Source organism: Pontibacter sp. T17 (assembly GCF_057219875.1).
Genome location: NZ_JBXVVW010000001.1, coordinates 334287 through 357290 on the forward strand (window position 1 = coordinate 334287; position 23004 = coordinate 357290).

General features: G+C 57.9%; 30 protein-coding genes. 9 read left to right on the forward strand and 21 right to left on the reverse strand.

What is annotated here, in order from left to right; all coding sequences use genetic code 11:
* Positions 1-17 precede the first annotated feature (17 nt).
* Positions 18-443 carry a hypothetical protein gene (locus tag AC2D8O_RS01525; RefSeq protein WP_484677011.1) on the forward strand — a complete coding sequence of 142 codons (426 nt, stop codon included), beginning with the start codon at positions 18-20 and terminating at the stop codon, positions 441-443.
* Here AC2D8O_RS01525 and AC2D8O_RS01530 read toward each other — a convergent pair.
* Genes AC2D8O_RS01530 through AC2D8O_RS01540 form a run of 3 tightly spaced genes read right to left on the reverse strand, consistent with a single transcriptional unit; the run spans position 440 to position 2175 of the window.
* On the reverse strand, positions 440-1051 hold the full coding sequence (locus AC2D8O_RS01530; RefSeq protein ID WP_484677012.1) for a hypothetical protein: 612 nt from the start codon (positions 1049-1051) through the stop codon (positions 440-442). The two genes, AC2D8O_RS01525 and AC2D8O_RS01530, sit on opposite strands and share 4 nt — an antisense overlap.
* Positions 1048-1665: a thioredoxin family protein gene (locus AC2D8O_RS01535; RefSeq protein ID WP_484677013.1), complete on the reverse strand. Its 618-nt coding sequence runs from the start codon at positions 1663-1665 to the stop codon at positions 1048-1050. The genes AC2D8O_RS01530 and AC2D8O_RS01535 overlap by 4 nt, the downstream gene beginning before the upstream one ends.
* Positions 1666-1713: 48 nt before the next feature.
* Entirely contained in the window at positions 1714-2175 is a 462-nt protein-coding gene (locus tag AC2D8O_RS01540; protein WP_484677014.1) for a YybH family protein, read from the reverse strand.
* A 173-nt stretch (positions 2176-2348) separates the two neighbouring features.
* On the opposite strand from AC2D8O_RS01540, the gene AC2D8O_RS01545 reads away from it, so the two are divergent.
* A complete protein-coding gene (locus tag AC2D8O_RS01545) occupies positions 2349-3149 on the forward strand; it encodes a hypothetical protein (RefSeq protein ID WP_484677015.1) in 801 nt (266 codons plus the stop codon).
* Positions 3150-3152: 3 nt separating this feature from the next.
* Here AC2D8O_RS01545 and AC2D8O_RS01550 read toward each other — a convergent pair whose 3' ends face one another.
* Positions 3153-4205, reverse strand: a complete 1053-nt coding sequence (locus tag AC2D8O_RS01550) for a hypothetical protein (protein WP_484677016.1) — start codon at positions 4203-4205, stop codon at positions 3153-3155.
* A gap of 102 nt (positions 4206-4307) precedes the next feature.
* Here AC2D8O_RS01550 and AC2D8O_RS01555 point away from each other — a divergent pair, with 102 nt between their 5' ends.
* Both AC2D8O_RS01555 and AC2D8O_RS01560 read left to right on the forward strand, forming a co-directional pair.
* The gene (locus tag AC2D8O_RS01555) at positions 4308-5489 is read left to right on the forward strand and encodes a lipid A-modifier LpxR family protein (RefSeq protein WP_484677017.1); all 1182 of its coding nucleotides are present in this window, start codon (positions 4308-4310) and stop codon (positions 5487-5489) included.
* Positions 5490-5642: 153 nt separating this feature from the next.
* Positions 5643-6539 (forward strand): CPBP family glutamic-type intramembrane protease, encoded by an 897-nt coding sequence (locus AC2D8O_RS01560; RefSeq protein WP_484677018.1) that lies wholly within the window; start codon positions 5643-5645, stop codon positions 6537-6539.
* Here AC2D8O_RS01560 and AC2D8O_RS01565 read toward each other — a convergent pair.
* The 7 genes from AC2D8O_RS01565 to ruvX all read right to left on the reverse strand — a co-directional run bounded on the left by AC2D8O_RS01565 (position 6526) and on the right by ruvX (position 10871).
* Complete coding sequence (locus AC2D8O_RS01565) at positions 6526-7191, reverse strand: nitroreductase family protein (protein ID WP_484677019.1); 666 nt, start codon at positions 7189-7191, stop codon at positions 6526-6528. The genes AC2D8O_RS01560 and AC2D8O_RS01565 overlap by 14 nt on opposite strands.
* Before the next feature lie 65 nt (positions 7192-7256).
* Positions 7257-7637 (reverse strand): group III truncated hemoglobin, encoded by a 381-nt coding sequence (locus tag AC2D8O_RS01570; RefSeq protein WP_484677020.1) that lies wholly within the window; start codon positions 7635-7637, stop codon positions 7257-7259.
* 291 nt (positions 7638-7928) lie between these two features.
* Positions 7929-8798: a hydroxymethylglutaryl-CoA lyase gene (locus AC2D8O_RS01575; protein WP_484677021.1), complete on the reverse strand. Its 870-nt coding sequence runs from the start codon at positions 8796-8798 to the stop codon at positions 7929-7931.
* Positions 8799-8849: 51 nt separating this feature from the next.
* Complete coding sequence (locus AC2D8O_RS01580; RefSeq protein WP_484677022.1) at positions 8850-9311, reverse strand: acyl-CoA thioesterase; 462 nt, start codon at positions 9309-9311, stop codon at positions 8850-8852.
* A 158-nt stretch (positions 9312-9469) separates the two neighbouring features.
* Entirely contained in the window at positions 9470-9712 is a 243-nt protein-coding gene (locus AC2D8O_RS01585; protein ID WP_484677023.1) for a hypothetical protein, read from the reverse strand.
* 113 nt (positions 9713-9825) lie between these two features.
* Complete coding sequence (gene def / locus AC2D8O_RS01590) at positions 9826-10422, reverse strand: peptide deformylase (protein ID WP_484677024.1); 597 nt, start codon at positions 10420-10422, stop codon at positions 9826-9828.
* A gap of 23 nt (positions 10423-10445) precedes the next feature.
* Positions 10446-10871, reverse strand: a complete 426-nt coding sequence (gene ruvX, locus AC2D8O_RS01595) for a Holliday junction resolvase RuvX (RefSeq protein WP_484677025.1) — start codon at positions 10869-10871, stop codon at positions 10446-10448.
* Between the two features lie 225 nt (positions 10872-11096).
* Between ruvX and ccsA the strand changes: the two genes are divergently transcribed.
* The 3 genes from ccsA (at position 11097) to AC2D8O_RS01610 (ending at position 12948) form a co-directional block, all read left to right on the forward strand.
* The gene (gene ccsA / locus AC2D8O_RS01600; RefSeq protein ID WP_484677026.1) at positions 11097-11813 is read left to right on the forward strand and encodes a cytochrome c biogenesis protein CcsA; all 717 of its coding nucleotides are present in this window, start codon (positions 11097-11099) and stop codon (positions 11811-11813) included.
* 6 nt (positions 11814-11819) lie between these two features.
* On the forward strand, positions 11820-12002 hold the full coding sequence (locus tag AC2D8O_RS01605) for a hypothetical protein (RefSeq protein WP_484677027.1): 183 nt from the start codon (positions 11820-11822) through the stop codon (positions 12000-12002).
* 136 nt (positions 12003-12138) lie between these two features.
* A complete protein-coding gene (locus AC2D8O_RS01610; RefSeq protein WP_484677028.1) occupies positions 12139-12948 on the forward strand; it encodes a hypothetical protein in 810 nt (269 codons plus the stop codon).
* Here AC2D8O_RS01610 and AC2D8O_RS01615 read toward each other — a convergent pair.
* The 9 genes from AC2D8O_RS01615 to AC2D8O_RS01655 all read right to left on the reverse strand — a co-directional run bounded on the left by AC2D8O_RS01615 (position 12878) and on the right by AC2D8O_RS01655 (position 19294).
* Positions 12878-13279: a YciI family protein gene (locus AC2D8O_RS01615; RefSeq protein ID WP_484677029.1), complete on the reverse strand. Its 402-nt coding sequence runs from the start codon at positions 13277-13279 to the stop codon at positions 12878-12880. The two genes, AC2D8O_RS01610 and AC2D8O_RS01615, sit on opposite strands and share 71 nt — an antisense overlap.
* 30 nt (positions 13280-13309) lie before the next feature.
* Positions 13310-13750, reverse strand: coding sequence for a diacylglycerol kinase (locus AC2D8O_RS01620; protein ID WP_484677030.1), 441 nt, complete (start codon positions 13748-13750; stop codon positions 13310-13312).
* A 180-nt stretch (positions 13751-13930) separates the two neighbouring features.
* A complete protein-coding gene (locus AC2D8O_RS01625; RefSeq protein ID WP_484677031.1) occupies positions 13931-14686 on the reverse strand; it encodes a hypothetical protein in 756 nt (251 codons plus the stop codon).
* A gap of 16 nt (positions 14687-14702) precedes the next feature.
* The gene (locus AC2D8O_RS01630; RefSeq protein ID WP_484677032.1) at positions 14703-15935 is read right to left on the reverse strand and encodes an ABC transporter permease; all 1233 of its coding nucleotides are present in this window, start codon (positions 15933-15935) and stop codon (positions 14703-14705) included.
* A 141-nt stretch (positions 15936-16076) separates the two neighbouring features.
* On the reverse strand, positions 16077-16523 hold the full coding sequence (locus AC2D8O_RS01635; RefSeq protein ID WP_484677033.1) for an FKBP-type peptidyl-prolyl cis-trans isomerase: 447 nt from the start codon (positions 16521-16523) through the stop codon (positions 16077-16079).
* 90 nt (positions 16524-16613) lie between these two features.
* Positions 16614-17645 carry a TM2 domain-containing protein gene (locus AC2D8O_RS01640; RefSeq protein WP_484677034.1) on the reverse strand — a complete coding sequence of 344 codons (1032 nt, stop codon included), beginning with the start codon at positions 17643-17645 and terminating at the stop codon, positions 16614-16616.
* Between the two features lie 98 nt (positions 17646-17743).
* Positions 17744-17902 (reverse strand): hypothetical protein, encoded by a 159-nt coding sequence (locus tag AC2D8O_RS01645; protein ID WP_484677035.1) that lies wholly within the window; start codon positions 17900-17902, stop codon positions 17744-17746.
* Positions 17903-17998: 96 nt separating this feature from the next.
* The gene (gene trmB, locus AC2D8O_RS01650) at positions 17999-18652 is read right to left on the reverse strand and encodes a tRNA (guanosine(46)-N7)-methyltransferase TrmB (RefSeq protein ID WP_484677036.1); all 654 of its coding nucleotides are present in this window, start codon (positions 18650-18652) and stop codon (positions 17999-18001) included.
* A 108-nt stretch (positions 18653-18760) separates the two neighbouring features.
* Positions 18761-19294, reverse strand: a complete 534-nt coding sequence (locus AC2D8O_RS01655; protein WP_484677037.1) for a Riean_0653 family protein — start codon at positions 19292-19294, stop codon at positions 18761-18763.
* A gap of 225 nt (positions 19295-19519) precedes the next feature.
* On the opposite strand from AC2D8O_RS01655, the gene AC2D8O_RS01660 reads away from it, so the two are divergent.
* Positions 19520-20515: a hypothetical protein gene (locus AC2D8O_RS01660; RefSeq protein ID WP_484677038.1), complete on the forward strand. Its 996-nt coding sequence runs from the start codon at positions 19520-19522 to the stop codon at positions 20513-20515.
* Positions 20516-20664: 149 nt separating this feature from the next.
* Here the strand turns inward: AC2D8O_RS01660 and AC2D8O_RS01665 are convergent, their stop codons facing one another.
* Complete coding sequence (locus AC2D8O_RS01665; RefSeq protein ID WP_484677039.1) at positions 20665-21189, reverse strand: Riean_0653 family protein; 525 nt, start codon at positions 21187-21189, stop codon at positions 20665-20667.
* A 363-nt stretch (positions 21190-21552) separates the two neighbouring features.
* Here AC2D8O_RS01665 and metK point away from each other — a divergent pair, with 363 nt between their 5' ends.
* Entirely contained in the window at positions 21553-22827 is a 1275-nt protein-coding gene (gene metK / locus AC2D8O_RS01670) for a methionine adenosyltransferase (RefSeq protein ID WP_484677040.1), read from the forward strand.
* Positions 22828-23004: the final 177 nt, after the last annotated feature.

A 23004-nucleotide genomic window follows, 5' to 3' on the forward strand; every position in this document is an offset into this window, starting at 1 on the left:
CGGTCAGCCTCATGCTGATGGCAGCACCCGAGCGCGTATTTGAGGTTCTCTGTCAGGGCTTTACACACCCCGAACTGCGTCCTGCCGATCAGCCCGCCATGCTGCTTACTGGCACCGCACTCCGGGTTGGCGAGCAGGTAGGCGTAGCCATGCCCTGGGGCAACAGCGTGGCCGTGGTGCGCGAGCTCGATACCCCCCACACCCTGGCAATGGAACTTGTGGAGGGTCCGTTAATCGGGCGACTCATCATCAGCATAGAGCCCTACAGCGTGCACAGTCTCGTGACGGTGGTCAGCCGCTTTCGCCCAGCCACGCCTGAAGCACAGAAGGCAGCCGAACAGCACAATCTGTCCATGCTGCACACACAGCGCATGATGAACCTGCTGGCCCATGTAGAGCGTATGGCCCAGCAGCCCGAAGTGCTGGCCATCAGCGCCGCCTAACCCTGCTGAACAGGAACGATGAAAGGCGTATGGGGATCGCCACCCACAACGCTATAGTGCCCTTCGCCCAAACTGTAGTGATACACCGCCACCAATGCCAGCAGGGCGTCGACCTCATGGTCGGTGGTGGGCACATGCGACAGCGTCCAGCGATACCGCTTGCACACGACGGCTACAATCTCGCGCCACTTGCCGGGGTCGCTTTTGTAGCCGCGACGGGGAAGCCCCAGAAAATCGAGCACCGCGGCGGGATATACTTCAGCCATAGGCACCGCAGCTGTCAGGTGGTGCCGCAGGTGCAAGGCCCGGGCCGTTACTTCGCCCATGCTCATGGGCGAGAGCGCCTTAAGGGCACGGTCGCCGGGACGGCGCAGGTAGTCGGGTTGTGAGAAATCGGGGAGAGAGAGTGGTGCGTCAATCCCCAGGACGGCAGGGTCCAGTTGCCGCAACAGGCCCACCAGTGGGTCAGTGCCCGACTGCTCATAAGCCTCCTGTTCCTTTGCCACGCGCTCCGGGCTCCAGATGTCTACCACGCTGTCATGCAACACGGCCAGCGCCGTGCGTGCGGTAGTCCGGCCCCCCAGGTCTACTGCCACCAGTTGGTTCATGCCCACTGGCGCAGCAGTTGCAGAAACTCGGCTTGTAAACTGGCGGTCTTGTCGGCGGTGTACCATTGCTGCACTCGCGCCGAAAGCTCGGTCTTGGGCAGTTCGGGTTCGGCGGCCTTGGTGTCCAGCACCTTCTGCTGAATGCTGGCCGGGCGCGGCCCCCAGGTGCCCAATTCGGCGTGGGTGTCGCGGTGCAGGGCAATGAGCTTGGGAATGCTGCGGCTGCCGTTGGTGAGATAGGCATCCATCACTGCCGGGTGCTCGTCTCGATAGATCAGGCGCAGGTCAATGAGCGGATTCTGCTGGGCAATGAGGGCAATGACTGGCAGGTTCTGTGCGGCATCGCCACACCAGGCCTCTGTCAGCACCAGCCACACCTGAGGTGTCTGCACGGCTTTGGCTGCGGCAACGACATCTGCCTGAAGCTCGGTGTGGGCGTAGAGGCGCTTCATGCGCACCCAGTTCAGGCGGGTGTACTCGGCCAGATAGTCGTTCTGGACGGGGCCGCTGGTGCGGCCTTCGGCGGCCATCTGCTCCACCTGGGTATGGTAGGTGGGGTAATCGAGGGCCTGGGCCAGGAGGGCAGGAGTGAGGGTCGCGTGAATGGCTTCCATGCTCCTTATAACGTCAGCCGAACGCAAAGGGTGCACCACCGGTGGCAACTAACTGGAATGATCGGCGGTAATGACCCACTGGCCCTGACGGCGTTCGAGCAGCAGGGTGAAATGACCCGAGACATCGCCCAGTGTGCGCTTCAGGTGCCATTTACCTATCACGAAGGCATGGTGCAGGCCCAGCCGCTGCACCTGTAGAATGGTGAAGGTGAGCTGGCCCATGGCGTCGCGGTTGGGGTAGCTGCGGCGGTAGTTGTCGAGGGTACGCTGCCAGCCGGTGGTGAGGCCGCTCTTGCCGATGAAGCGCAACGAGTCCGACTGCCAGTAGGGCTGCATGAAGGCCTCCAGGTCGCCACGGTTCCAGGCCTGGCGCTGGGCATCCAGCATCTGCACAATGACGACGCTGTCCTGCGCGGGGGTGGGCACAGCCTGTGCGCCGCGCTTCTGGCGCTGGGCGTGCAGAGAGGTGGCCGCTGCTGCCAGCAGCAGGAAGAGGAGAAGGGTACGCATGGGGAGGGGGAAGAGTGTGCTAAAGTTGAATTTATTCTATCTTAGAGTTATGTAAGCAGCGAAACTGCATCTGCTATTGCAACTTTCTTCTTGGCATTCGCATGCTTCATACTATGCAAAAAGAATGTAAAACAGCATCGGACACCTCGTATTATTAACTTCATTCGATAGCTATGTCAACACAACGGTTTTTCCTTCGCCAGTCCAGAAAAACATGGAATCAGCTCTCAAGCATGTTTTCATATGGTATTCGAATGTCCGAAATTGGCATGACGGATATGTTGGTGTATGCAATAGTAAAAAGATACAAAGAAACTATCGGGTTTCGTGCTGATGCTTTAAAATCAAAAAAGGAAAGTGAGAGAGGTGCTGACATTGAATTACGAATTAAAAAAAACAATCGATGGTATAATTTTTTAATTCAAGCAAAAATATCAGAGACAGATGGGTCAATAAATATTAGAAAAGTTTACAAAAAAGAGAAAACTACACAACTAAATAAACTAATAAATACAAGTGAAAATGAACGAAAATTAGCCTTTTACTTGATATATGCAGGGAAACCTAAAAACAAAAGCCTCGCCACCTGCAATACAACATGTCTTTGTAGCAAAATAGAAATCGAAAATGATGAGAAATGGCGAAGCTTTGGTTTGATGCTTAATCCAATATTATTGATAAGATTAATGAGTTCAAAAATCAATATTAATGATGTCAATGGATTTATGGGCTTGCAATGTTTATTCTGCCCTGACTTTATAGAGAAAAATTCATGGTTACTTCCTCGCTTTCCTGATGGCGGCTCAAGAGGACCAAATGGTGAGCCAAAACAACCAAGCGAAGAATTTTATCAGAAGTTGACGGATACAGAGTCTTTACTGGTAAATACCCAGGCTGCAAATCCTCCGCCTGACTATTTGCCAAGGTACATTTTGAGTTTCGATCTCGATAAAATGGACGGCTCGAAATCCTAAAACTTACAGCACTATCTGGCCACTGCGGACCTTCAGTTCGTGCTGGATGAGCTGCTCGAAGAGAAGGATATCGGTGGCGGTGAGGTCGCCGACAGGCAGCGGGTACACGCGGGTAGATTGCTCGGTTGGCAGCGACGGCTGGTCGGCCAGTATTTCCAGTTCGTGGGTGTTGGGGGCATAGCGCACGGCGATGATGGCCTGTTCGGCTATCTCAAAGCCACGCGAGTTGAGCAGGCTGCTCTGCGGCTCGAACACCAGCCGCTGGGGAGTAATGCGTACAATGTATCCCTTTCCCAGGCGCGCAAACAACTGAAAGCCCATCACAAGGCCGATGAGGGCGGGCACGGCCATGAAGATCCAGGCGAAGATGGCCGCATCTTCCTGGTTAAGGAGGCTCCAGCCGATGACGAAAAAGCCAGCCAACACCGGCAACATGAACAGATACTGGCTCCAACGGAGCGGGGGCACCCAGGCAATGACGGTGCTGCCCTCCATCTTCTGCACCTGAAAGTGGCTGCTGAGGCTGATGTCTTCCGTACGGGGGACGCTCTCGCTGCGCTGCATGGCTTCCAGTGCCACCTGCAGCTGGTCGCGCCGCGAGGGGTTGTCGCCATCGTAGAGAATCCAGCGGGCACCGTCCTTCATGTGCATGTCCAGCGCATAGTAGAAGGCCCCGTTGTCGGTGGAGAAGGGCGGCGCACTGCCCCCCCGCTTCCAGCGCGACTCAGCCCGCGGTTCAAATCGCTCGATCTCGACCAGGGGTATGCGGGCTTCCGAATGCCCACTGCCCTGAAAGCGTACGTACCCCTCCTGGGCATCGAACACAATGCGGGTAGGGTTGGGCCGGTAGCTGAGCACCCCGAAAGAGAAACCGAGGAATGCCAGACCCATGCCCAGCAGAATCTGCGCGAACAGCGGTTCATCCTCACTCATTGGAGAGAAACTGATAGCGAGCATGGAGAGGCCAGCCATCATGAAAATTATCCCGAACAGATTGGAGGATGGGCTTTCCAGCACCACACGCTGAGCGCTGGCTTCCTTCAGGCGATACGACATGAGTAGCAGAGGTTGGGTCCGCAATAAAATAGCAAAAAGGCGCGGAAACAAACGTGCGAGTGTGACGGAAAGCGGGCAATTTGGCATATCCAATTCCTCTGTATGAAACAGCCTTTACTACATGCGGCCCTGCTGGGCCTGCTGCTACTGACGGGCTTAGGCACTGCTGCACGCCAAGCCGAGCTACGCAATGCCCCACTGGGTGTCACGGCCATCGAGAGCCAGGCACTGGAAACCGAAGAAATGCCCTCGATTCTGGCATTCCGCCTGCTGCACGAGAACGATTTTCTGGCACCCTTCAACGCCGACGACAACTACACCGGGGGCCTGAAGGTGGAGTTGCTGACGCGGCGGCTGAAAACAAAAGCACTGCCCTTCTTCCGGTTCAGAAAAGGCCGGAGCCTGCGTACGGTAGTAGCTGGCGCCACGGCCTTTACCCCACAGGACCTTGCCAATCCAAACATCGTAACCAACGACCGTCCCTACGGATCGTATCAGTTCATCGGCATAGGGGAGCACTCGATGAGCCGGAATGGGCGGCACAGTTTCTACTCTGAGCTGACCATCGGTGAGATTGGCCGCAACGGCGTGCGCGACGTACAGACGTACATTCACCAGCGCATTACCCGAAACCGACCGGCACCCGAAGGCTGGCAGAACCAGATTGGCAACGGCGGGCGCTTCGCCTTCAACTACTATGCCCGCTACGAGCACCAGTTTGCCATCGTAAACCGCAACAAGGGTGATAAACTGAGCGTATTCCAACCCTTCTGGCTGTCGTATTTCCTCGAGGCCAATGGTGGCCTGTACATGAACTGGGTGGGCGGCGGCCTTACACTGAGCCTGTTGAACTGGAACCACCGCTGGGAGAACACCAACCCGACAACTCCCCAGGTGATTATAAAGAAAGTGCAGTTCAAGGACGGCACAGAGAGCACCCTTGACAGCGAAGGCCACCAGCAGACCGCCAGCCGGAAAAACCGACTGAAAGCCTGGACAACCCGCTACTTTCATGGCAGTCTGTACCTGCGGCCCCGTGTACGCTACGTAATCCAGAACACCATGTTACAGGGCTACCCGATCAACGACAACTCGGTGTATACCCTGCCGCCGAGCGACATGAGCCGCGTGCTGATGGAAGGAGAGGCGGGCATCCGCCTGCGCTTCCACTGGTTCCAGATGGACTATTACGTGGCGGTACGGAGCCGGGAGTTCCGGATGGGGAAAGACCTGCACTACTGGGGCGGACTGGGCCTGACCTTCTGGTTTGGCGGTGGCCATTGAGGCCCTGTCTCGACCGAAAAGAATAAGTGTAGGGGCACTTTAGCCCATAATTGTCAATAGAAGAGGGGTTCATGATGTAAATTTGTGGCATCAGAATTTCCCTCCTTGACGCACTACGCCGAGCCCTATCCACGCGAAACCCTGCTTGGGTCCGTGCAAACATCGCCCTGGCTGGTGCTGCTGGTGGGTATACTGGTATCTCAGACCCTTGAGCTTCTGGGCTCGCTGGTGTTCTTCCTGCTCACGGGCCTTGCAGGCGACACATATGTGCACTATCTGCTGCTGATGATGGGCTTGCAGGTAGAAAGCCCGACGATGGAGACTATCCATACGGTTTATGTGTACACCATCCTGCTGGCACTAATGCGGACGATGGTGCCGACTGTAATACTGGGCAACCTTGGGAGTGGCTGGAAAAAAGAGGCAGGTCTGGTGCCTGTGCACCATCGCAGCGACTGGTTGCTGGTGCCTCTGCTGCTAGGCCCACTGCTGCTGCTGATGTATGCAAGCGAAGAACTCTCGCAACGTAGTGGCCTGTCAGGCTATCTGCACAGCTTGTTTGGACTTCTGGAGCCCCGGCGGTCCAAAATCATGCAACTTGCAGCCCAAACGCAAAGCGAATGGGCTGTGCTGACAGCCATCGCCAGTGTAACGGTTGGGCTGGGGGTGGCAGTGTTTTACCTGGGGTGGCTGATGGAGACGCTGCGCAGGGCCCTTGGCACTGGCTGGCGGACTGTACTGCTGGGCGCCGTGCTGATCGCAGCCCTGCGGCTGTATCCCAGCAAGTATGTGAGCATACTGGCCGGGATGGGGGTACTGTGCTGGCTGCGGCTGGAAACAGGATCGCTATGGCCTGCGCTTGTGCTGTTTCTGCTGACAAACTACCTGAGTCTTGTACTGTTCATACAGAACCGAGTGACGCCCATTACGCCCACCGGAGTGGCCGCAAAGGATGTAGCGCTGCTGTTGGCAGGGTTCGCACTGCTGGCTGGTGTAATCTACTGGTACCGGGTGTGGCTGCGGCCGTGGCAGGAGGTCAGTAGCGAATGACGGCCTCTGACAGCGACTTGCGGGGAAGCTGGGGCACCGCCGCCTCGGCCGCAGGGTAACCTACCGGAATGAGGAGATAGGGCCGCTCGTTGCCGGGGCGTGCCAGAAGTTCAGAGAGGAAATTCATGGGACTGGGGGTATGCAACAGGGTCGCCAAGCCGACATTCTGCAGGGCGGCCAGGAGCATGCCAACCGCTATGCCGACGCTTTCCTGAACATAATAATGCCGAAGCGTCTGTCCCTGTGGACCCAAAGCATAACTCTGGGCAAAGACCACGATGAGTACCGGAGCGATTGCGAGGTATTCCTTCTGCCAGGAGGTACCGAGGGGCTCCAGGTCGGCGCGCCAATCGGGTGGCATGCGGCCACCGATGTAGTTGGTATGTTCTTCTTTCTCGGCAGCGAGGCGGATACGCTCGCGGAGGTGAGGGTCCTGCACCACGCAGAAGGTCCAGGGCTGCTTGTTGGCGCCACTGGGAGCCGAAAGGGCCACCTCCAACGCCAGGTCAATAAGCTCGGTTGGGACTGCCTCCGGAGAAAAGTGACGACAGGACCGCCGCGTCTTCAGGATGTCGAGAAAAGCCTGCCCGCGGGCCAGCTGTTCTTCGGGCGCCAGACGCGGCAGGGTATAGGGCAGTTGGGGTTCGGGCATGACAAGGCAACTCTACTTGTCAATATCGGAAAAAATGGGCCGCGCAGTGAGTGAATTGTCGGATTTCAGGTTTCAGGACTGATGAAACGGAGCTTTGACTGAAAGATGTGGGCGATGGAGTCGGCACGGTGGTGCGCCCGGTCGGCAATGGGGCCAGCGAAATGGGCATCGACGGTAGCGTGAAAGTGCAGGAGCCAACGTTCGAAATGCTGGGCGGTGAGGGCCAAAGGAATGTGTTTGCCAAAGGCATTTCCGTGGTACTCGCCAGTATCGAGCAGGAGCGTGCGCCAGAAGCCGTACATGATGGGGAGGTGGTGCGACCAGTCCTGCCCGATGGCGGCGTCGAAGATGGGGCCGAGGTCGTCATCGGCACGGGCGCGGGCGTAGAAGTCGTCTACGAGCAGCTGGACGTGCGCAGGGGTGGAGATGTCGGGGCGGGAATCCATGCTGCAAGGTAGGGTGACGGGTTCACGCCCGAGGCTGGAAAAGAGACGCTTGGGAGTGAGTCGCCTACCAACCTTGACAGCCTACCACGTTCGCTGCGAAATGACAACGAGGGGGAGAGGAGGGCTACTCTTCGCCGCCCAAGAGTAGTCGCGATAACCGGGATGTGCCAATTTCTCAGGAAGGCTGCGCCGCCAACCATCGAAATGACGGGGCGGGTGGTGGCAGCAAAAAGGAAGGGAGGTATCTGCTACACTGCGAAATGACAACGGAAGGAAACTTCGATCGGTGCCTTATGCGGGGGCGTTGAAGACGGAGGGCAGGAGTTCGTGGGCGCGGAACCAGGCGTCGCGGTTGAGTTCGGGCGCGGTGCCTTTCTCGGCGAAGTAGGAGAGCAGGTTCTCGGTAGAGACGTTGCCAGTGAGGTGGTCGTCGGCGAAGGGGCATCCCCCGAACCCCCCGAGGGCACCATCGAAGCGGCGGCAGCCTGCCTGGTAGGCAGCGTCTATCTTCTCGCGCCAGTTGGTGGGGGTGGCATGGAAGTGCGCGCCAAACTGAACGGCTGGAAACGCGGGGATGAGGGTGCGGAAAGCCGCGTCGACATCGTCGGGGTGGGCGGCACCGATGGTATCGGCCAGGGAAACGATGCGGATGCCCTGCTCTGCCATACGGCCGGCCCAGTCGAGCAGGAGCTGGGGGTTCCACTCCTCGCCATAGGGGTTGCCGAAGCCCATGCTGAGGTACACGACAAGTGTACGGCTGTGGGCCTCGCAGCTCTCATGGATAGCGCGGAGCTCGTCGAAGGCCTGCTGGCGGGTCTTGTTGGTGTTGCGCTGCTGGAACTGCTCGGAGAGCGAGAAGGGAAAGCCGAGGAAGGCAATCTGGGGATTGGCAAGGGCCTGCTGTGCGCCACGCTCGTTGGCGATGATGGCGAGCAGCTGACTGGCCGAGCCTTCGAGGTCAAGCCGGTCGAGTACCTGCTGGGTATCGGCCAACTGTGGAATGGCCTTGGGGGAGACGAAGGAACCGAAGTCGAGGGTTTGAAAGCCCACCCGAAGAAGAGCATTGAGGTAGGCCACCTTGACATCGGTGGGGATAATATGGTGGAGGCCCTGCATGGCATCGCGGGGACACTCGACCAGGTGGACAGGTTGTAGGGCCATAGTGTTATGGATTAACGCGGGTTGGACGGGCCGCATTGCAAAAGGCGGGAATCAGGCCTTGGGCTGTGAGGGGGGCAGCCAGGCGAAGTCGTCGGTTTTGGGGAGGTGGGCGACGGCGTTGAGGAGGTCCTGGGGCGGGATGGTGAGCTTGCGGGCGGCGAGGTCCAGCCAGGCACCTTCGATGTTGACGATGCAGGCTACCTCGCCATTCTGGCGAGAGATGGTGGTGCGCATGGCCCAGCGGGAGAAATCTTCGCGGGCGGCAGCGAGCTTGACGTCGACGGTGATGTGCTCAGACATGTGGACCTCGCGGCGATAGATGAGCTCTTCGCGGAAGAGGATGGGACCAATCTGGAGCTGGCCGAAGCGTATGGCATCGAAGCCGAGCGACTCGAAATAAGCGTAACGGGCGTGGGCGGCGTAATCGGCGTAGGCGCTGTGTCGCATGTGGCGGTTGGCGTCGACATCGGCCCAGCGGACCTCGAAAGAACGGGAGAACACAGGAGCACTCATGGGTGCGAAAGTAGGACAGGGCTGGCCAAAAAAGGAAAGTTTGTCCCTCATTTAGCTAGTTAAAAAAAGACAATGCCGTCGATGGGCGTACCCACCAGACGGCATTGTTAAGTCTTTGTGTGCCTGTGTGTAAGAGGAGCAGCGGTGCTGCGGCCAGCTTAGTTCAGGTGGATCTTCATCTTGGATTCGACGGAGGTAAGAATCCGGCGGATCTTGATGAAATCCATGTCATTGAGGTTACGGATCCCACGGCGTTCTACTTCGTGGATGGAGTCCTGCAGATAGCCCACTTCCTGGAGGGTCATCTGAGCCTGGCCGTCATGGGCCTTGAGGTGAGTCATCTCGGAGCGGAGAAAACTCTTGGCAGATTTGAGTCGGAACTCGATTTCTTTAACGTCCATATTGTCAAGCCTGTAAGTTTGAACGGGGTGCCAAAGTAACGAGGGGAACGGCTCGACCGTATGCGCGAAGGCAAAAAAAACCTAATACGTGGATAATTCAGATTTAATGCCTATCAACTTGGGATGGCGCCTACGACTTTTCCATTAATGCGCATCGGGTAGTTGATCTCGACCTGGCCCTTCTGCATGCGGACGAGCTTGTTACGGATGAGCTGGCGGCGGAGGGGCGACACGCGCTCGGTGAAGAGGATGCCCTCGATGTGGTCGTACTCGTGCTGGACGACACGGGCGGCCATACCGGAGAGGGTTGCCTCGTGCTGCTGGAAGTTTTCGTCGAACCAGCGGACGCGAATGGTGCCCTTGCGGGTGACATCTTCGCGGAGGTTGGGGATAGAGAGACAGCCTTCCTCATAGGCCCAGGGCTGGTCGGTTTCCTCGAGAATCTGGGCGTTGATGAAGGTATGCTTGAAGGTCTTGAGGAACTCGGCTTCATCGGCGTTCTTCTTGCTGGCGGCCATGGCAGAGGCGTCAATGACGAAGAGGCGGATGCTGAGCCCAACCTGTGGAGCGGCGAGGCCTACACCATCGGCGTTGTACATGGTCTCCCACATGTCGGCGATGAGCTGCTGGAGGTTGGGGTAGTCGGGGGAGATGTCAGCGGCTTTCTGCTTCAGGACGGGATCGCCGTAGGATACGATGGGCAGTATCATAAAAGGGAATGCGGAAAGAAGGCTCAACGCTGTGCGTTGAGGGGGCTTTCGAGGAAGTTCTGGAGGAGTATAACGGCGCTGACGGAGTTAATAAGGTGTTTGTCGGCACGTTTTTTACGGGAAAGGCCTGCCTGCTGCATGGCCTGCATGGCCAGGGCAGAGGTGAAGCGTTCGTCGAAGAGATGAATGGCGATGTCGGGCCAACGCTGCTGCAGGGCGAGGTGATAGGCGCGAACGGCGGCGGTGGCGTGGGTATCGGAACCGTCGAGGCGCGAGGGGAAGCCGAGGACAATGGTGTCTACGGGCCCCGTGCGCACCAGTTCGGCGACGGTGATGTCCAGTTCGGGACGCATGCAGGGCGCCAGACCGGTGGCGAACATGCGTAGGGGGTCGGTCCAGGCGAGGCCACAGCGGGCGTCTCCGTAGTCAATGGCCAGAATGCGGGGCATGCAGGAGGGTTTCTGCAAAGATAGCGGGGGTTAGGGGGAAGTTTGGCACGGAGTTTGGTTTGAAGGGAGTAATGGCAGCGACAGGTTAAGAGTCCTGAAGCTGACAAGAGTTGTTGTATAGAGAGGAGCGCCCGGTTTCTACAGAGGAACCGGGCCTTTTTTATGCTGAAGCGGGAGTAAAAAGCCCGAACTTGCCGACAGAATCGTTGCCTTATCCCAAGTACGATGCTGGAAAACCGACGGCTGCGTCTTCTTTACAAAACCCTGGCTCTGCTGCTGCTGCTGTACGCATTGACGATGGGTCTGCTACGGCCTGTGCCCGACATAGGTGGAAATCTGGCCCAGACGAGTCGAAACCTGTTCTACCATGTGCCGATGTGGTTCACGATGCTGCTGTTGATGGTGGTGTCGCTGGTGCACAGCGTGAAATACCTGCGGTATGGGCGCGCACACGACGACCTGCTGGGGAGCGAAGCCGCCCGGATGGGGCTGTTCTTTGGGTGTCTGGGGCTGGTGACGGGCATGCTGTGGGCGCGGGTAACCTGGGGTGAACTGCTGGAGGACACTGACCCATACGCCTATTGGAGTTGGGACCCCAAGCAGACGGCGGCGCTGCTGGCCATGCTGATTTACGCGGCGTACTTTGTGCTGCGGGGCTCGGTAGAAGACGAGCGGCAGCGTGCACGGCTCAGTGCAGTATACAATGTGTTTGCGGCAGCCGTTCAGGTGCCCCTGCTGTTCATCATACCGCGCATGCTGGACAGCCTGCATCCAGGCGCAGAAGGCGGCCCGGTGTTCAACTCGAAGGACATTTCGAACGACTACCGTCTGGTGTTCTATCCGGCGGTAGCGGGTTTTATGCTGTTGGGCCTGTGGCTGCTGGAGCTGCGGGTGCGGGTACGGCGGCTGGAACTGACGGAAGAAAACCCAGACAACCGATAACAAGCTATGACAGGAATGCTGCTACAGATGGCGGAAAGCGCGCGGCAAGGACACATGCTGTTCGCGTCGGAAAAAATCGGGACGGTGCTGACCGTGATCCTGATAGTGTTTGGTGGAGTGAGCACGACATTGCTGCTGCTGAACCGCAGAATCAGCCGTCTGGAGGACCGCCAGCGGGGGAAATCTTAACAAAAAACGGTCGCAGCGTGGGGCTGAAATCTTAATTAGCCCTAAGAAACGCCAGTTAGTGTAAAGGCGCTAGGAGAATGAAAGCAGTGCTGAATAGGTTTGTGCTGTACTGACACAGGTCAGGAGCAACGCAGCAATGCTTTCCGTCCATCCACACCAAACATACGCACTCGACGGGCTGGCCCAGCACCTGATGGGGGGTGGTTTCCTGCGGTTGCTGGCGATGCCGCGACACCTGGGCCAGGTGCAACGGATGGAAGTACTGTTCGAGCAGTCGCACTGCATACTGCCGCATGCAGTGCGGTTGGTGAATGGACCCTGGGGGCAGGAAAGCAGCACCGACATACCACTTTCTGTAGAAGCTGGCTTTTTTCTGGGGCACCCGCTATGGGAACCCGTACCGGCTACCGAGCGGCAATGGCTGCGGCTGGAACCCCAGCTGAAAGCATTCCGCGAACGCCATGCTGTGCGGGAGGAAACCCTGAGCTGGATGGACGGCTATGAGCTGCCACTGGCAATTCTGCGCATGGAAATGATACTGGCCGCACGGCAATGGGCAGCCCTTCTGCGGCGGCAACAGGGCTTTGAGGTGTCGCCGAGGCTGGAGGTCAAACTGATGATTGGGGGCCAGGTGATGTCGGCCAATGCAGAGGGCTATCTGGCGCTGATACACCGGCTGATGAGTCAGGAGCTGTGGCGGGAAGAACTGCGACAGGAGCTGAGTGCACTCTGCTACGAACAGCCCGTGCGGCAGGAATGGCTGTATCACCTGGCGGTGCAACCAGAGATGAGCTCACTACACATGATGACGGAAAAGCTGGGGCAATTGTATGCGCAAAGCCTGCAGCAGATGCTGCGAGAAGCGAACCTGCCAGCTACTTTGGGAAACAGTAGCCTCGTGGGCCGTACCAGGGGTGGAGTTCGAAGACAAGACGGCCCGCTTTGATGGCGGGATCGGTATTGGCAAGGGCCTCGGCCTCCTCGCGGGTCTCCACCATGAAGATGTACAAGCCCTGCCAGTCGGACTCAGGGTCTGTGAAGGGGCCAGCGAGGACGAGTTTACCTGCTTCCACCATCCGGTCCATGTTTTCCATGTGGCCTTTCATGATAGCCGCACGCTCGGCCTCTGGCTGGTCGCGGTTAGGGCCCTTCCTGAGCAGGGCAAACCAGTATGGACGCATGGTTTCGGCCGGGGGCGGCGTGCTCTGTGCCGTTTGAGCAGCGAGGCCAGCAGGCGTCAGCACCAGCAAGATGAGGAGAAAGAGGCAGCGGTTCATAGCAGGAAGTTACAGAAACCTCCGATGCCCCTATGCACCCAACGCAGCCAGTATATAGGGGGCAAACACCAGTATGATGACCAGGCCGCCAGTAAGGGCAGCCAAGAGCACAGCACCCGCGGCGACATCCTTGGCAATACCTGCAAGTTTATTGTACTCTGGACTGACGAGGTCCACTACGACTTCTACGGCAGTGTTGAGCGCCTCGGTAACGAGAAGGAGGCCCGCAGCCAGAACAACCATCATCCACTCGACACGGGAAATACCTACCCAGAAGCTGACGGCAACGACCAGCAGCACGATGGGCACCTGTATCCAGGTGCTGTGCTGAGTGCGGAACATGTAGCGGGCCCCTTTGATGGTGTAGAACACCGAGCGCAGGCGGTTGCGGAAGGAAAAGGGCTCCTGAGTAGGGGTAACAAAACGCTTGCCTGGAGCAGCGTTGGGATCGGCGGGCATTGGGGGAACCATGGGCCACAAAATACGAGGCGGGGTATAACCCTGCTGAAACCAGACGGTTAAGTTATTGGGTGAGGGCTTGGGTGCACATCCCCCGCTGGGCTGGAGCGGATGTGTGGCGCTATGCTGGCCTTCTGCGAAGGCCAAAAGTAGATTTCCCGCTGCGCTCGAAATGACGTGCGCTGAGCAGGGCTACTCAGGCATGAGTGCCAGTTCTTTGCCGCGGAAGATTGCAGGGCTGAGGCCGGGCCGCAACTGAAGATTGGTGTAATACTCGCTCTTGATGAGCTGGCCGTCGACGTAAAAGTGCACTTCGGTTTCGGACCAACCGTTTCCCAGGGGCTGGTGGGCGTTCATGTGGGTATCGAAGCGATGGCCATTGCCATCAGGCTCGATGAGACGGACGAGATAGAGGTGCTCGGCATCGATCCAGGCCTGAGGGGCAAGGGAGTCGCTGGGGGAGTCAGCACCACAAACGAAGACAGGGCGTCCCTTCCAGGTGGTCGTGTGAAAACTGCGGGTATTCCAGCCCTGACGGCTGAGCCAGGCGAGGGTGGAATCGGGGTGGAGGAAGTATACATCGCCAGCCCAACGCATGAGCAGATTGGGGCGTGGCCCCATGCGCATAAGCTGTCGGTCGGCGTACTGGAAGATGGAGTCGTTGGCGAAGACGATGGCTCGACCCTTGTTGGGGGCGTTCATGTCTATCCGGAGGAGGCCAGGATAGGAAATGGCCTCGTACCACCAGGACTCGGCGGGGGGCTGGTTTGGCCCCTTCTGGTCGAGGTTCTTCTGGGTGAAAGTGAATGCCTGAGGCCATTTGCCGTAGTAGCGCGCATACATTGCACGGACGGTTTCGGCAAAAGAAGCGGGCTGAACAGGACGGAGGGCTGAAACAGCGCAGGCTCCTGCGACTGTAAAAGCCAGAAACAGGAGCCTGAGACGCATAGCGAAAGGAGGGTGATTATTCGTAGCGGAGGGCCTCAATGGGGTCGAGCGCGGCGGCACGGTTTGCGGGGTAGTAGCCGCTGACGATACCTACGACAAAGCACACAGCGACCGAACCGAGAATCCAGGCCCAAGGCACGATGAAGGCGGAGCCGATGAGGATGCCGATTACGTTGCCCAGCAGCATACCGAAGAGAATGCCCGCCAGGCCCCCGAGCTGACAGATGGTAATGGCCTCGGTGAGGAACTGCAGGCGAATGGCCTTTTTACTGGCACCAAGTGCTTTCCGCACCCCGATTTCGCGGGTGCGTTCGGTGACCGATACCAGCATGATGTTCATAAGGCCGATGGATGCACCGAAAAGGGTGATGCAGGAAATGAGGGTAGCGCTGAGGGTAAGGATAGAGAGGCTGCTCATCAGCTGCTCGACAAATGCATCAGACTTGAGGAAGGAGAAGTTATTCTCCTGGGCCGGCTTGAGTTCGCGGATCAGGCGGAGGTTGACCTCGGCTTCGGCCTCGATTGCTGGCATCTCGATGGGATTGGAAACGTAGACGCCGATGGAGAAGGAGCGACCACCGTTGGGATAGTCGGATAGAAGGGTAGAGACGGGGATGTAGACCGACTTATCCAGACTTGGGCCAAAGCCGCTGCCTTTTTCCTTGAGCAGCCCGATAATGCGGTATCGGCTTTTGCCTACGACGATATCCTTGCCGATGGGCGTGCTGGACGGGAAGAGCTTGACCTTGATTTCGTTACCAACAACTGCTACTGGCCTGCGATTGGCGACGTCATCGGCGGAGATAGAGCGGCCCTCGCTGATTTCGGCGCTATTGACGATGGCAAAATCCTCGTCGGCCCCGCGCACGGTGATGTTGGGGTTGGTAGTGAGGTTCTGGTAGCGTGCAGCGGTAGAGGCACCCCATCCTGTCACGGAAACGATTGCTTTGTCGGAGAGACGGCGCTTGAGCTCGGCGGCCTGGGCGAGGGTGATGGGTGGGTAACGCTTGCGCTGCTGATTGCCGCCGCCGCCAATCTGGATGTTGGCCTCACGGTTCTCAATACGGAAGGAGTTGGACCCGAGGGTGGCGAAGCTGGTAGAGAAATAGTATTTAATGCCGTCGATAGCGGTGAGCACCGCAACAATGGCACCAATACCGAGGGCAATGATGACGATGGTGAGCGCCGAGCGGAGTGCATTGGCACGCACGGCGGCAAGGGCCTGAAGGATGTTTTCCCAGAACAGCATGGCGGGAGCGAGGGAGAAGGAGGGAGGGTGTAGACGTAAACCTACAACCTGTTAACCAACAGGGTGCGGGGTCATGTCTTAAAAAAGCTTATCGAGCAGAAAGACTCGCTGCTGCCGGGAAGGTTGCACCGAGCGTCCGGCTCAGGAAGTTTTCTTCTTGCTGACCTTCACGAGGCGGAGGTCATAGATGAGATTGGCATAGCCCGGGATGGTGCTGTTGCCACGAGTACCGTAGCCCTTTTGCCAGGGAATGAGCGACTCGCGACGGCCACCAACACGCATACCGGTAATGGCATCGTAAAAGCCCGTGATGAGAGCGCCGGTTGTAGCCTGAGGATCGTTGACGCAGAAGAAAACGATACCGTCCTCGTAGGTGCTCTGGATGAAGGTTCCGTTCTCGAGGGAGAGGGTATAGTGCAGCCAGGCGGTGTCGCCGACAGCGAGGGTGTCGCCAGTTCCGATGATGATGTCTTTGTTGACTACATCGGGGCCGGGATCGGGTGTGCTATTGTTTTCGGAGCACGCGGCCAGAAGGGCGGTGAATGCAGCCGCCAGCACCAGCATGCGGAAACGGAGATAGGAAGTCATAACCAAACGCACAGGTGGGTGCACCATAAAAGGGGGCACGTCTATGCAAACATACACAAAAGGGCCTGGGTTTCAATTGTGGGGCAGGTATCAGAAAAAGACACGCCAGAGTGCGGTGAGGGTGATGAGCGAGAGCACAAGGCGGTTGGTGGCTGCCCCCTTCATGGGGCTGAGGCGGTATTTCATGAGGGTGGCACCGATAGGGGCCAGTCCAAGTGCCACGAGGAAGAACTGGGTTACGGTCTGATCGAGCCAGAACTCGAGGACGCCCTGGGGGCCATCGGCGGCGAAAGCCTTGAAGTAGTCGCCCTGGAGGATGTCGATGGCGGTGAAAAAGACGGTGAAGACAAAACCGAGCTCCATGAAGAGGCGAGCCTCCCCGCCCTCCCGGCGCTTGAACATGCGAATGATACCTGAGAACGGCTTGAGGATGACGCGTAAAGGGGTTGGGACGCCATAAGCCTGGTAGAAGAGGCGGAGTTTGTAATCCCACTGCAGGATTTCGCGGACGAGGCGATAATCCTCAAAGTAGAGCAGGACGTTGGAGAGGTTCAGGAGGACAACGAGGGCAAAGAGAGCCCCGATGGGCTCGTAGGTATCGCGGCTGTGACAGATGCCGGCGAGGACGGTGGTGAAGAGGAACACCACAACGGCATCCGGGAGGATGGATTTAGGCGCGAAGGAGGCGATGCGCTCAGTAGCGGCCCAGCCGAGGGGCTTGCGCAGGGCGGCGGGGTCGAGGGTCGGGAGGAAATCGAGCTCGATGGGAGGCTGACCGTGGGTGCGGCGGAACATCTGCTCGGAGTTGTAGGCATTGAGCAGCTTTCGGAGGCGGATACCGTCGATAATCCAGCCGACACCGAGGAAGCCCTGGGTGAGGGTCATAAGGACACCCGTACCGATCTGGTTAAGATAGTAGCGGTGTCCCCCGAAGAGGCCGGTGAAGAGCCAAATGGTAAACAGATGGCGGAAGGAGCGGAGAGGATATTTCCGCATGTCCTGGACCATGTCCCAGCGCTGGGCGGCGATGAAATCGGCAGGCCTGACCTCGGGCACCTGCAATTCGGCGGGCGGGATGAGATCAGGTGCTGGGAGGATAGGTTGCTGCTGGACCGTCTGCATGGGAAGGATGGGCTACACGACAAAAGAAAAGCCTGCTCCGGAAAAGGTTGCAGGCTTGGGATATTCTTTTCCCACCCAGATGGGGTATGGGGATGAAATCAGGGTTTCTTGATATCTGCGACGGGAAACTGGCCGAGTTTGCGCTTACCATCCTTGTTCCAGCTACAGACGATGACATCGCCCTTCACTTCAACAACGGTCATTTCCTGACTTGGGTCGCTTACCAGCACCACTTTGTCGCCTTCGGCGTAGCTCATAGGCAGGTGAATCCAGTCTTGGCGTTAAGGTTGAAAGTAGGGGTAAGTTAGAAAAACTTCGGGTAAGTCAAGGGGGTTCTGCGGGAAGGCCGGAGGTTACAACTGATAGCGGAGATAGTGGATTGGTTTGCCCTCGGCACGGAACCTGCGTTCATAATAGGTAGGCAGGCCCGTTTCGTCGTTGAGGCAGGCGGGGTCGTTATAGAGGTCGCGGGTGAGTGCGAGGATGGGGATGGCGGCCTCGTTAAGGGTCTGTACGGAGAAGTCGAAGAGGGCAGGGTCGTCGGTCTTGAACTGGACGAGGCCACCGGGCTTGAGGATCTGGCGGTAGCGCTGGAGGAAGACAGGGCCGGTCATGCGGCGGCGAGCGTGGCGCTTCTTGGGATAGGGATCGGGGAAGGTGATCCAGATTTCGTCGATTTCGCCTTTGCCGAAGAAGGCATCGACGTTCTCGATGTCTTCGCGGAGGAAACGGATGTTGTGCACGCCCATTGCCTCGGCTTCGAGCGCACCGGCCCAGAGGCGTTCGGGCTTGGCGTCGATACCGATGACAAGCACATGGGGCTTGAGGGCTGCGAGGCGCACACCGAATTCGGCGCGGCCGCAGCCGAGCTCCAGCACGAGGGGATGGGTGGGCGCGAGACCGAAGTGCTGGCGCCAGGAGCCTGCGAGGTTGGGGTTACCGTTGATGCAGGTGGGGAGAGTTGCGAATTCGAGTTTGCGCTCGGTTTTGCTGCGGCGGCTGGGCATGTGTGGCAGAACAGGAGCGCAAAGATGGGGAAAAGGGGGAGGATTCAGCGGAAACAGGCCATCTCAACGCAGGGGCAACGGAACGGTATCAGTGTTCTGCGGCGGGCACTACCAAGTGCGATACTTTACATCGAAACGGCCTTCGGTGACGTGGGCTGTCCGGTTGCATTCGCCACGGGCGCGGAATTCGAAGCGGCCCGATACGATTTTCCGGACGGTGTCGAGGTACGTAATGGTTATGGTGCCACCACCGGCCAGGGTATCGAGCATCATATAGCATCCGCCGCCAGCGCCTTTCGACATGAAGACAGGCGCGAAGTCGGACCTCGGGTCCAGGGTTGTATCCCCGACAGCGTACTTCATCGGGAAGACTCCAGGAGCCATGATGGGACTATCTGCCAACAGCATCATGTTAATGAATGGCTCCGATTTCTTATCGGTCTTGGCGAGGATGGCCATTATCCTGTTTCCTGAGGAGAAGACTGCCGGCATATCGCTTGATGTCCAAGAGCCGCCATAGGCGACGAAGAGCTTGCCGTCGATGTAGCAGCCGAAGGTGTTTTTGCCTTCGTGGGTTTCGGGCGGCAGGGCAGTAGGCATCTCCTGTTCCTTGCAGGCACCAAAGATCAGGAGTCCCAGCAAACAGCCAAGAGAAACACCAAAAGCAAGTTTTACGCCTGGCTTCATGACTTTGAAGATGATTTTTCGAAAGTTAATCTGATTTCTGATACTCCGCTTACTGTGGGCTGCAATAGTCTAATTTGAACAGATGGCGCAGAAGCGGGGATAGCCCTTTGGTTATTTCGTTGCGGGACTCAGGTGGTGTGCGCCCGCCGAGAGCCTATTTTGGGGAAAGCCCCATCCCGCATGCCGATCCCCTACCCTGCTGCTGCGCGCGGCGAAACGCTGCTGACGGCAATCCGATATGTGCTGCGTGCATGGCCGGTGCTGGTACTGAACTTTCTGCTCTACCTGGTGCTGTTTGTGCTGCCACAGGGAGCCGACCTGACCTGTGCCTTTCTGGACACGGCCGAAACCACCGGACGGTGGAACCTGCTGGGGCTGGTGCTACCGCTGATGTGGCTGACCTACTGCACATGGGCGTATCCGCAGTTCAAATACTATCTGGAGCCGTTTTCGGATGACCGCTGGGTGCGGAAGGTGCTGGTATGGCTGCCACAGGTAACGGGGGGATTGCCGTCGGTGCTGGTGCTGGTGCGGATTGTGTGGCTGGACCTTGAAGCGGACAATACCCTGTGGCTGAAGCTGGAATATGGCGGCGGCGTGCTGCTGCAAGCCCTGCTGATGCGGGCCATGGTGTATGGCAGGCTGCTGCCCCAGCAGGTGGAGGCAGCCATGACACAACCGCAGGCGCAGCATTCGGGGGCACAGGTACCGGGTGTGCTGGTGCAGATGCGCGCCGACACCGACCGCAACCTGCTGGATACTCCCCTTAAGTGGGCCTTTCATGGAACGTGGGGGATAGTGGTGGGTTGGGTGATTTTTCTGAGTGTCGCAACGCTGTGGCTGCCCGCTTCGCTGTGTGTGGCGCTGGCTGCCTTTGGGTGCTGGATGGCGGTGCCGGTGCTGCTGCTAGCCATTCCGCGCAAGGTGCGACCGGGATGGATGCTGGCCGGCGCTGTGGTGGTAGCACTCAATGTGTGGCTGTCGCCGGAAGCGCACAATCTGCGGCAGCTGCCCGAAGAAAGACCCGCGCAGCAGCCTGCCGACTTTGACGCCTATGTAGCAGGCTGGGCGGCAGAACGTGGTGCCACCGCACCGGGAACTGCGCCAGTGCCACTGGTGATTGTGATGGCCGAGAGATCGAGCGGGGCCAGGGCACGTTGCATGACGGTGTCGTAGGGAGTGACAGCGGTATCGCGGGAAGTGAGCACGATGTCACCGAGGGAGTCTTGAGCGTTAGCTGCAGAAATGAAGAGCAGCAGCCAAATGGTTGTTGTGATAAAATAGCGTATCATAAAATAATGGGATTTGAAGAATGGAATGAGGAATCAATACTGAAAGTCGAAGCGGCCTTCGGTGACGCGGGAATGGCGATTGCAGGAACTGACGGCATCGAACTCGAATTTGCCGGCGACTATTTTTCTCCCTGTGTCGATGTAAAATATGTCTACCCACCCACTGCGGCCCAGTGTGTCGAGATGGAATTCGCACTGGCTCCCATCGCCCACCTTGTACATCCGGATGGCTGTCACCCTTTCTGTGGCATTTCCAAGCGAGTCATACACCCAGAAATTCTGTAGCCTGATGCGCCCGCCTTTTAGAACAGAGTCGGAGGGAAGGGCAATCGAAATGAAGCCGTTGGCATCTTCCGACTCCTGTATGGCTGAAATGGAAAAGATACGCCGCTGTGGCTCAAAGCCGAAGCTAAGCGGCGGTTGAGACATCCAGCGAAAAGCGCAGGGAACAAAATCAATTTCGTCAACCTTACAGCCGAAGGTGTTTTTGCCCAAGGTAGTGACGGGTGGCATGGATGTGGAGACACACTCGCAGGCGGTGAATACAAATGCTACCATTAAAACCGCAAGTGCCAACTGCACAAGAGATGATTTACTTTCAGACATGGTGCGAAAATTTTCCTGCAAGCAAGCAGATTTGCAGTGCACAATCCCCCCACCTTCTTAAAAAAGTCTGTATTTGACAAGTATTTTTATATTTAAACTATATTCATTTTGATATATAATTTGCGAATAAAAGTTATTGGGCTTGTGTAATTCACTAAAAACAAGTGTGTCAAAGAGGAATGGTGTGGAGGGGAGGGAGCGACACAGATAGGGGGGAGAGAAAGAGCGCAGACAGTGAAAGAATAACATCCGGCGGCTTGACGAAAGCGTTTCGGTTGCATCTTTGCGCACGACCTATAAAGTAATCAACCGTTTATGGCTTATCTCTTCACCTCCGAGTCGGTATCGGAGGGGCACCCGGACAAGGTAGCCGACCAGATTTCGGACTCGGTACTGGACGCCATGCTGACGCAGGACCCGGATTCGCGGGTGGCGTGTGAAACGCTGGTAACCACCGGGCTCGCCGTTGTAGCCGGGGAAGTCACCACCAAAGCCTACGTAGACATACAGGACGTGGTGCGCGCCACAATCAACCGGATAGGCTACAACCGTTCGGAATACATGTTCGACGCGAACAGCTGTGGCATCATCGTGACGCTGCACAGCCAGAGCCCCGATATCGCGATGGGCGTGGACGAAACGGAGAACAAAGAGCAGGGGGCAGGTGACCAGGGCATGATGTTTGGCTATGCCACCAAGGAAACGCCCGAGCTGATGCCGATGGCCCTGGCGTTCTCGCACCGCATTGTGAAGACGCTGGCCGACATCCGCAAGGAAGGCAAGCTGATGAAGTACCTGCGCCCCGACGCCAAAAGCCAGGTGACCATCCAGTATGACGACAACGGCCGCCCCGAGCGCGTACATACCATTGTAGTATCTACCCAGCACGACGACTTCGACAAGAGCGAGAAGAAGATGCTGGAGCAGATCAAGAAAGACATCCAGTCGATTGTGCTGCCGCGCTGCATTCCGGCCTCGATGATGGACGCCAAGACCATCATCCACGTGAACCCGACGGGCAAGTTCGTGATTGGTGGGCCCCACGGCGACTCGGGCCTGACGGGCCGCAAAATCATCGTGGACACCTACGGTGGCAAAGGCGCCCACGGCGGTGGTGCGTTCTCGGGCAAAGACCCCAGCAAGGTAGACCGCAGCGCCGCCTACGCCGCGCGCCACGCTGCCAAGAACATGGTAGCCGCCGGTGTGGCCGACGAAATGCTGGTGCAGCTGAGCTACGCCATCGGTATTGCCAAGCCGGTGTCCATCTACGTGAACACCTACGGCACCGCCAAAGTGAAGCTGACCGACGCGCAGATAGCCGAGAAGGTAGCCGAGCTGTTCGACTTCCGCCCGAAAGCCCTGATTGAGCGCCTGGAGCTGAAAAACCCGATTTACAGCCGTACGGCAGCCTACGGCCACTTCGGCCACGAACCGGTGACGGAGGAAGTCGTAGTGAACTACGTGGAGGTGAAGGAGAAGAAAGGCGTGAAGGAAGAAGTGCGCAAGCAGGCCAAGAAGAAGGTGACCTTCTTCACCTGGGAGGCACTGGACCACGTGGAGAAAATCAAGAAGGCCTTCAAGCTGAAGTAAGCTGGTGGCTGGTGGAAACAGCGAACCCGCCCTCTAAGGGGGCGGGTTTTTGCTTTTTAGGGCTGGACCTCACGTCATTTCGAGCGGAGCGAAGAAATCTATGGGGCTGGGTGCTGAATTCGTTGCACAGATTTCTTCGGCCTGCGGCCTCGAAATGACGTGCGGGGAGGGGTGGCG